The organism is Micrococcus sp. HSID17227, from assembly GCF_003989405.1.
Classification (GTDB): domain Bacteria; phylum Actinomycetota; class Actinomycetes; order Actinomycetales; family Micrococcaceae; genus Micrococcus; species Micrococcus luteus.
Genome location: NZ_RBLN01000115.1, coordinates 1 through 6,608, shown reverse-complemented (window position 1 = coordinate 6,608; position 6,608 = coordinate 1). Strand labels below are relative to the sequence as shown.

The 6,608-nt window shown below is 72.7% G+C and carries 6 protein-coding genes; all 6 read left to right on the top strand.

All coding sequences use genetic code 11. The features are described from left to right. Positions 1-136: 136 nt before the first annotated feature. Positions 137-1,174, top strand: coding sequence for a PhoH family protein (locus tag D8M29_RS07205; protein ID WP_230278170.1), 1,038 nt, complete (start codon positions 137-139; stop codon positions 1,172-1,174). Continuing rightward, on the top strand, positions 1,164-1,637 hold the full coding sequence (gene ybeY / locus D8M29_RS07200; protein WP_041103738.1) for an rRNA maturation RNase YbeY: 474 nt from the start codon (positions 1,164-1,166) through the stop codon (positions 1,635-1,637). Before D8M29_RS07205 ends, ybeY begins: the two co-directional genes overlap by 11 nt. 11 nt (positions 1,638-1,648) lie before the next feature. Further along, positions 1,649-2,974: a hemolysin family protein gene (locus D8M29_RS07195; RefSeq protein ID WP_119217271.1), complete on the top strand. Its 1,326-nt coding sequence runs from the start codon at positions 1,649-1,651 to the stop codon at positions 2,972-2,974. 43 nt (positions 2,975-3,017) lie between these two features. Next, positions 3,018-3,983 carry a GTPase Era gene (era, locus tag D8M29_RS07190; protein WP_041103742.1) on the top strand — a complete coding sequence of 322 codons (966 nt, stop codon included), beginning with the start codon at positions 3,018-3,020 and terminating at the stop codon, positions 3,981-3,983. A gap of 337 nt (positions 3,984-4,320) precedes the next feature. Continuing rightward, positions 4,321-6,054: a 2-isopropylmalate synthase gene (gene leuA, locus D8M29_RS07185; RefSeq protein WP_127435400.1), complete on the top strand. Its 1,734-nt coding sequence runs from the start codon at positions 4,321-4,323 to the stop codon at positions 6,052-6,054. After that, positions 6,051-6,608 (top strand): DNA repair protein RecO (gene recO, locus D8M29_RS07180; RefSeq protein WP_127445874.1); only part of this gene is annotated, 558 nt, incomplete at its 3' end. The genes leuA and recO, both read left to right, overlap by 4 nt.

Below are 6,608 nucleotides of genomic sequence, written 5' to 3'. Positions count from 1 at the left end.
GCCTCCACGGCCGGCCCCGCCGCCCTCGCCGTGCTCCAGCACCGGCTCGGCCGCTGGTGAGCCCCGGCAGGACGACGCGCCGACGCCTAGACTGGACGGGACGTCCCGCCCCCACGACCCCGAGGTGATCCGCCCCATCGTGACCGTGCCCCCCACGACCCCGACCCCGCCCGCCACCGCGCACGAGGGGGTCGCGTTCGAGACCGCCGACCTCATGGTCCGCACGCTCGGACCGCAGGACGCCCTGTTGCGGATCCTCGGCGGCGTGTTCCCCACCGTGGACGTCACGGTCCGCGACCAGCGGCTGGACCTGGCCGGGCCGGTGGCCGACGTGGCCTCGGTGCGGCGCGTCGTCGAGGACCTGCGCTCGATCGCCCGCCGCGACCAGGCCGTCACCCCCGAGGTGATGGGCCAGGTCGTCCACCACGTCCGCGATGCCGCCACCGGGCGCGGCGCGGGTCAGCTGCACCTGGACTCGATCCTCTCGGGCCGGGGCCGCCGCATCCGCGCGAAGACCCTGCACCAGCAGGACTACGTGGAGGCGATCGACCGCTCCACCGTCGTCTTCGGCATCGGCCCGGCCGGCACCGGCAAGACCTACCTGGCCATGGCCAAGGCGGTGCAGGCGCTGCAGGCCAAGGAGGTCAACCGGATCATCCTCACCCGCCCGGCCGTCGAGGCCGGCGAGCGGCTCGGGTTCCTGCCCGGCGGGCTCTCCGAGAAGATCGACCCGTACCTGCGCCCCCTGTACGACGCGCTGCACGACATGATCGAGCCCGAGTCGATCCCGCGGCTGATGGAGGCCGGGACCATCGAGGTCGCCCCGCTGGCGTACATGCGCGGCCGCACCCTGAACGACGCGTTCGTGATCCTCGACGAGGCCCAGAACACCACCGGCGAGCAGATGAAGATGTTCCTGACCCGCCTCGGCTTCGGTGCGCGCATGGTCGTCACGGGAGACACCTCGCAGGTGGACCTGCCGCGCGGCACCCAGTCCGGCCTGGCCCAGGCCGTCGAGGTGCTCGAGGGGATCGAGGGACTGGAGATGGTCCGCTTCGACTCCTCGGACGTGGTCCGGCACTCGCTGGTGAGCGCCATCGTGGACGCCTACGACGCCGCCCGCGGCCCCGCGGAGCGGTCCCAGAAGCGAGGAGGGGCCCGCCGTGGCCGTTGAGATCCTGAACGAGTCGGGGATCGAGGTCCCCGAGGACGCGCTGCTGCGCATGGCCCGGCACGTGTACGCGCGCCTGCACGTCCACGAGCGCGCCGAGACGGCCGTGACCGTCGTGGACGCCGCACGCATGGCCGAGCTGCACGAGGAGTGGATGGACCTGCCCGGGCCCACCGACGTGATGAGCCTGCCCATGGACGAGCTGACCCCCGGCTCGCCCGAGGCGCCGGCCGAGGGCGTGCTCGGCGACGTCGTGCTCTGCCCCGAGGTCGCCGCCGAGCAGGCGGCGCGCGGCGGGCACTCCCGTGACGACGAGCTGCTCCTGCTGCTCACCCACGGCATGCTCCACCTGCTCGGGTACGACCATCTCGAGGACGCCGAGCGCGAGGAGATGTTCACGCTCCAGGATCGGCTCGTCTCCGAGGTCCTGGGGCGGCCCGCCCCGGCCCCCACCGTCGAGGATTGACGGCACCGCCCATGCTGACGCCCGCCGTCCTCTTCGCCCTGTTCCTGGTCTTCCTCGGCCTGACCTGGACGCTGTCCCTGGCCGAGTCCGCGTTCTCCTACCTCTCCCGGCGGGACGCGGAGGACATCGTCCGCGAGCAGCCCGGCTCCAAGGTCCTGGAGATCGCCCGCGAGCGGGAGAGCCACCTCGGGGCCCTGCGGGTCTGGCGCTTCGTCGCCGAGGCCCTGTCGGCCGTCTGCCTGACCGCGGCCGCCGACGCGGTGGTGGACGACACGTGGCTCGCCGTGGCGATCGCCGCGGTCGTGCTCGTGGGCGTGGCCGCCCTGCTGGGCGTCTGGAGCCCGCGGCCGATCGGCTCCCGCAACGAGGCCGCCGTCGCCCGCCGCCTCGGCGGGCTCGTGTGGGTGCTCCGCCGGGCCCTGGGCCCGCTCGCCGCCCGCCTGGACCGGGACCGGCGCCGTCGCGAGGTCGAGCCGGAGGACGAGGACGACTTCCAGGAGCGCCACCTGCGCGAGTTCGTCGCCCGCGCCCACGACGCGGACGTGCTCGCCGACTCCGAGGCGGAGCTGATCCAGTCGGTGTTCTCCATGAACGACACCATCGTCCGCTCCGTCATGGTGCCGCGCACCGACGTCGTCACGATCGACGCCGACCACACGCTCGGCCAGGCCATGGCCCTGTTCCTGCGCTCCGGTAACTCCCGCATCCCGGTGATCGGCGAGGACGCCGACGACATCCGGGGCATGCTGCACCTCAAGGACGTCACCCGCGCCCTGCACCACGACGGCGCTGCGACCGACACCCCCGTCACCGAGGTCATGCGCGACGTCCGCTTCGTCCCCGAGTCGAAGTCCGTGGCCACCCTCCTGCAGGAGCTGCAGCGCGAGTCCACCCACGTGGCCGTGGTGGTGGACGAGTACGGCGGCACGGCGGGGCTCGTGACGCTCGAGGACCTCATCGAGGAGATCGTCGGCGAGATCTACGACGAGGACGACCACCCGGACCGCCCCGAGGTGGAGTTCGTCGCGCCCGGCGTCTACTCCGTCGACGCGCGCATGGGCATCCACGACTTCCGGGAGGAGTTCGAGCTGCCGGAGGAGGACGAGGACGACGACGTCGACACGGTCGGCGGCCTCCTGGCCAAGGAGCTCGGCCGCGTCCCGATCCAGGGCTCGCGCGTCGTGGTCCAGGGGATCGAGCTCGTCGCGGACACCCTCGAGCCCCGCCGCAACCGGGTCGCGCGCCTGCGCGTCTCCGAGACCCCCGACCGCCCGGTGCGGCTGCGCCGGCGCGAGGAGCAGGCCCACGGCGCCACGCCCGCCGACCCCGTGGCCTGAGCCGGCCGCCCCACCCCACGCCCCGCCTGACAAGGATGACCCCATGACCGATCTCGTCGATCCGGCCCGCGCCGCGGACGGCTTCCGTTCCGGCTTCGTCTCGCTCGTGGGCCGGCCGAACGCCGGCAAGTCCACGCTCACCAACGCGCTGGTGGGGGAGAAGGTGGCGATCACCTCCTCCAAGCCGCAGACCACGCGCCACACCATCCGCGGGATCGTCCACCGCGAGGACTTCCAGCTCGTGCTCGTGGACACCCCGGGCCTGCACCGGCCCCGCACCCTGCTCGGCGAGCGCCTCAACGACCTCGTGGCGGAGACGCTCAACGAGGTCGACGCCGTGGGCATGTGCCTGCCGGCCGACGAGGCGATCGGTCCCGGCGACCGGTTCATCGCCCAGCAGCTCTCCTACCTGCACCGCACCCCGGTGGTCGCCGTGGTGACGAAGACGGACAAGGTGGGCCCGGAGCAGCTCATGGCGCAGCTCGTGGCCGTGACCGCGCTGGGCGACGAGGTCCTCGGGCCGGAGAACGGCGGGGAGGGCTTCGCGGCCGTCGTGCCGGTCTCGGCGGTGGCCGGCCGCCAGGTCGACGACGTCCTGGGCGTCTTCGCGGGCCTGCTGCCGGCCGGGCCGCCCCTGTACCCCGACGGCGAGCTCACGGACGAGCCGGAGGCGGTCATGGTCGCCGAGCTCATCCGGGAGGCGGCCCTGGAGGGCGTGCGCGACGAGCTGCCGCACTCGGTGGCCGTGATGGTCGAGGAGATGTCCCTGCGCGAGGACCGCCCCGCGGATCGGCCCCTCATGGACGTGTGGGCGAACGTCTTCGTCGAACGGGACAGCCAGAAGGGCATCATCATCGGCAAGGGCGGCTCCCGGCTGCGTGAGATCGGCGCGCAGGCGCGGGCGGGCATCGAGCGCATGCTCGGCACCAAGGTGCACCTGGACCTGCGGGTCAAGGTCGCCAAGGAGTGGCAGCGCGACCCCAAACAGCTCGGCCGACTCGGCTTCTGAGCCCGAGGCCCCGGCCCGGGCGCGCACGCGCCGGAGCGGGCCGCCGTCGTCGTGCGTCACACGGGGACGGCCTCCTGTGGCCCGGCCCACCTCGGTGCTAGGGTCGGGGGCATGTCCCTCCGCCTCGCGACGACAGCGCCGGCCACGGCCCGCCTGCTACTTCCCGGCCGCACGGGGTCCCCGTGCCAGGCCGTGATCCACGCCGCCTGAGCGCATGCGGAGGCAGGACGCCTCCCACCGGACCGGACACCCCGTGCGGAGCCCCTGACCTCCCGGTCCGGCCACCGACCACCCACCTTTCGCGCGCCCGCCGCGCGCACGTCGAGGGAGAACACGCATGAGCGCCCACCTGCAGAAGTCGTCGGGGATGAAGTTCCACAAGTACGTCCCGTTCCAGGACCAGATCGAGGTCGCCCTGCCGGACCGCACCTGGCCGGACAAGGTCATCGAGAAGGCGCCGCTGTGGTGCGCCGTGGACCTGCGCGACGGCAACCAGGCCCTGATCGACCCCATGGGCCCCGAGCGCAAGTTGCGCATGTTCCAGCTGCTCGTCGGCATGGGCTTCAAGGAGATCGAGGTCGGCTTCCCCTCCGCCTCGCAGACCGACTACGACTTCGTCCGCCAGCTCATCGAGGGCGACCACATCCCGGACGACGTCACCATCCAGGTCCTCACCCAGTCCCGTGAGCACCTGATCGAGCGCACCTTCGAGGCGCTCGAGGGCGCCGACCGGGCCATCGTGCACCTGTACAACTCGACGTCGGTGCTGCAGCGCCGCGTGGTGTTCCGGCAGGACGAGGACGGGATCGTGGACATCGCGACCTCCGGCGCGCGCCTGGTGAAGAAGTTCGAGGAGCAGCTCAAGGGCACGCAGATCACCTACGAGTACTCGCCCGAGTCCTACACGGGCACCGAGCTCGAGTTCGCCCGGCGCATCTCGGACGAGGTGGCCACGGTCCTGGAGGCCTCCACCGACCGCAAGATGATCCTGAACCTGCCGGCGACGGTGGAGATGTCCACCCCGAACGTGTACGCCGACTCGATCGAGTGGATGCACCGCAACCTGGAGCACCGCGACTCGCTCATCCTCTCCCTGCACCCGCACAACGACCGCGGCACGGGCGTGGCCGCCGCCGAGCTGGGCTACCTGGCCGGGGCGGACCGCATCGAGGGATGCCTGTTCGGCAACGGCGAGCGCACCGGCAACGTCGACCTGGTGACGCTGGGCATGAACCTGTACTCGCAGGGCGTCGACCCCATGATCGACTTCTCCGACATGGACCACGTCAAGCGCACGGTCGAGTACTGCAGCCAGCTGGCCGTGCCCGAGCGCTCGCCCTGGGGCGGCGACCTCGTCTTCACGGCCTTCTCCGGCTCCCACCAGGACGCCATCAAGAAGGGCTTCGAGGCCATGGAGGTCGACGCCAAGGCGGCCGGCACCGACGTGGACGGCATCCCGTGGGCCGTGCCCTATCTGCCCATCGACCCGAAGGACATCGGCCGCTCCTACGAGGCCGTCATCCGCGTGAACTCGCAGTCCGGCAAGGGCGGCGTCGCCTACCTGCTCAAGTCCGAGCACAACCTGGACCTGCCGCGCCGCGCGCAGATCGAGTTCTCCCACGTCATCCAGGATCTGGCCGACGCCCAGGGCGGCGAGGTCTCCGGCGCCGACCTGTGGCGCGTGTTCCAGGACGAGTACCTGCCCGCCGACGCGGCGGAGGCGCAGTGGGGCCACTACCGGCTCCGCTCGGTCTCCTCGGCCTCCGGCGAGGACGGCGCGTTCCGGATGGAGGCCGAGCTCGAGGTCGACGGCGTCACGCAGACCCGCGCGGCGCAGGGCAACGGCCCGATCGACGCGTTCCTGCGCATCCTCGGCGAGGAGGGCGTGGACGTCCGCGTGCTCGACTACTCCGAGCACGCACTGTCCGAGGGCGGCGCGGCCATGGCCGCCGCCTACGTGGAGGCGGCCGTGGGCGACCGTGTCCTCTGGGGCGTTGGCCTGGACCACAACACCACCACCGCCTCGCTGAAGGCCGTGGTGTCCGCGGTGAACCGCGCCCTGCGCGCGTGAGCGGCTCCGGCTCCTCTTGGCGGGGTGCGCGGCACGGCGGCTACGCGGCGAACTCGTTCCGCACCGAGGCCATCGTGCTGCGCACCCACCGTCTGGGGGAGGCCGATCGCATCGTCGAGGCGCTCACCCCCGAGCACGGCCTGGTCCGGGCCGTGGCCAAGGGGGTGCGCAAGACGTCCTCCCGGCTGGGCTCGGTGGTGGAGCCGTTCATGCACTCCACGCTCCAGCTCGCGCGCGGCCGGGGCGAGCTGCACACCGTGAGCCAGGCGCAGCTGCTGCACCCGTACGCGACCATGCTGGCCGCCGACTACGACGCCTACACCGTCGCCGGCGCCCTCGCCGAGGCCGTCGAGCGGGTCCCCGCGGTGGACGACGACGGTCGGCGCGCCCAGTACCGCCTCTTCCACGGCGCGCTGGCCGCGCTGGCCCGCGGTGCGCACGACCCACGCCTGATCCTGCACTCGTTCCTGCTGCGCGCGCTCGCCCAGGCCGGCTGGGCCCCCACCTTCGACCGGTGCGCCCGCTGCGGCGCCCCCGGCCCGCACACGGCGCTA

Coding starts and splice junctions, on each gene's coding strand:
- D8M29_RS07195 (WP_119217271.1), top strand. CDS start 1,649: ATGCTGACGCCCGCCGTCCTCTTCGCCCTGTTCCTGGTCTTCCTCGGC.
- era (WP_041103742.1), top strand. CDS start 3,018: ATGACCGATCTCGTCGATCCGGCCCGCGCCGCGGACGGCTTCCGTTCC.
- leuA (WP_127435400.1), top strand. CDS start 4,321: ATGAGCGCCCACCTGCAGAAGTCGTCGGGGATGAAGTTCCACAAGTAC.